The sequence below is a fragment of the Streptomyces sp. NPDC046915 genome, assembly GCF_040644935.1.
Taxonomy (GTDB): domain Bacteria; phylum Actinomycetota; class Actinomycetes; order Streptomycetales; family Streptomycetaceae; genus Streptomyces.
Window position 1 is genome coordinate 1 of sequence record NZ_JBEYXB010000063.1, and the last position, 2,495, is coordinate 2,495.

Consider the following 2,495-nt stretch of genomic DNA (forward strand, 5'->3'; position numbering starts at 1 on the left):
TCTCGTGACTGCGTGCCTTTTGAAGAATGAGCCTGCGAGTTTGCGGTGTGTTGCGAGGTTAACCCGGGTGGGGAAGCCGTAGCGAAAGCGAGTCCGAACAGGGCGACTTTAGTAGCACGCTCAAGACCCGAAGCGGAGTGATCTAGCCATGGGCAGGTTGAAGCGGAGGTAAGACTTCGTGGAGGACCGAACCCACCAGGGTTGAAAACCTGGGGGATGACCTGTGGTTAGGGGTGAAAGGCCAATCAAACTCCGTGATAGCTGGTTCTCCCCGAAATGCATTTAGGTGCAGCGTCGTGTGTTTCTTGCCGGAGGTAGAGCACTGGATAGGCGATGGGCCCTACCGGGTTACTGACCTTAGCCAAACTCCGAATGCCGGTAAGTGAGAGCGCGGCAGTGAGACTGTGGGGGATAAGCTCCATGGTCGAGAGGGAAACAGCCCAGAGCATCGACTAAGGCCCCTAAGCGTACGCTAAGTGGGAAAGGATGTGGAGTCGCAGAGACAACCAGGAGGTTGGCTTAGAAGCAGCCACCCTTGAAAGAGTGCGTAATAGCTCACTGGTCTAGTGATTCCGCGCCGACAATGTAGCGGGGCTCAAGCGTACCGCCGAAGTCGTGTCATTGCAGCATGAGGGCCAACGCCCGCTGTGATGGGTAGGGGAGCGTCGTCTGCCGGGTGAAGCGGCACTGGAAGGTAGTCGTGGACGGTTGACGAGTGAGAATGCAGGCATGAGTAGCGATACAAACGTGAGAAACGTTTGCGCCGATTGACTAAGGGTTCCTGGGTCAAGCTGATCTGCCCAGGGTAAGTCGGGACCTAAGGCGAGGCCGACAGGCGTAGTCGATGGATAACCGGTTGATATTCCGGTACCCGCTGTGAAGCGTCAAACATCGAGCATCGTGATGCTAAGGCCGTGAAGCCGTTCCGGACCCTTCGGGGAAAGGAAAGTGGTGGAGCCGCCGGACCAAGCGGTTAGTAGGTGAGTGATGGGGTGACGCAGGAAGGTAGTCCATCCCGGGCGGTGGTTGTCCCGGGGTAAGGGTGTAGGCCGGTGTGTAGGTAAATCCGCACACCTTGTGGCTGAGACCTGATGCCGAGCCGATTGTGGTGAAGTGGATGATCCTATGCTGTCGAGAAAAGCCTCTAGCGAGTTTCATGGCGGCCCGTACCCTAAACCGACTCAGGTGGTCAGGTAGAGAATACCGAGGCGTTCGGGTGAACTATGGTTAAGGAACTCGGCAAAATGCCCCCGTAACTTCGGGAGAAGGGGGGCCACGTCTGGTGATCCGTTTTACACGGTGAGCTGGGGGTGGCCGCAGAGACCAGCGAGAAGCGACTGTTTACTAAAAACACAGGTCCGTGCGAAGCCGTAAGGCGATGTATACGGACTGACGCCTGCCCGGTGCTGGAACGTTAAGGGGACCGGTTAGCTCACTTTCGGGTGGGCGAAGCTGAGAACTTAAGCGCCAGTAAACGGCGGTGGTAACTATAACCATCCTAAGGTAGCGAAATTCCTTGTCGGGTAAGTTCCGACCTGCACGAATGGCGTAACGACTTCTCGACTGTCTCAACCATAGGCCCGGTGAAATTGCACTACGAGTAAAGATGCTCGTTTCGCGCAGCAGGACGGAAAGACCCCGGGACCTTTACTACAGTTTGATATTGGTGTTCGGTTCGGCTTGTGTAGGATAGCTGGGAGACTTTGAAACGCGGACGCCAGTTCGCGGTGAGTCGTCGTTGAAATACCAGTCTGGTCGTGCTGGATGTCTAACCTGGGTCCGTGATCCGGATCAGGGACAGTGTCTGATGGGTAGTTTAACTGGGGCGGTTGCCTCCTAAAGAGTAACGGAGGCGCCCAAAGGTTCCCTCAGCCTGGTTGGCAATCAGGTGTTGAGTGTAAGTGCACAAGGGAGCTTGACTGTGAGACCGACGGGTCGAGCAGGGACGAAAGTCGGGACTAGTGATCCGGCGGTGGCTTGTGGAAGCGCCGTCGCTCAACGGATAAAAGGTACCCCGGGGATAACAGGCTGATCTTCCCCAAGAGTCCATATCGACGGGATGGTTTGGCACCTCGATGTCGGCTCGTCGCATCCTGGGGCTGGAGTCGGTCCCAAGGGTTGGGCTGTTCGCCCATTAAAGCGGTACGCGAGCTGGGTTTAGAACGTCGTGAGACAGTTCGGTCCCTATCCGCTGTGCGCGTAGGAGTCTTGAGAAGGGCTGTCCCTAGTACGAGAGGACCGGGACGGACGAACCTCTGGTGTGCCAGTTGTCCTGCCAAGGGCATGGCTGGTTGGCTACGTTCGGGAGGGATAACCGCTGAAAGCATCTAAGCGGGAAGCCTGCTTCGAGATGAGGACTCCCACCCACTTGATGGGGTAAGGCTCCCAGTAGACGACTGGGTTGATAGGCCGGATCTGGAAGCCAGGTAACTGGTGGAGGTGACCGGTACTAATAGGCCGAGGGCTTGTCCTCAGTTGCTCGCGTCCACTGTGTT

1 rRNA gene is annotated in these 2,495 nt (G+C 56.9%); it reads left to right on the forward strand.

Features of this window, described 5'->3' with window-relative positions:
- Positions 1-2,473: ribosomal RNA gene (locus ABZ915_RS48700) — 23S ribosomal RNA — on the forward strand; the annotation flags it as partial.
- Between the last annotated feature and the right edge of the window lie 22 nt (positions 2,474-2,495).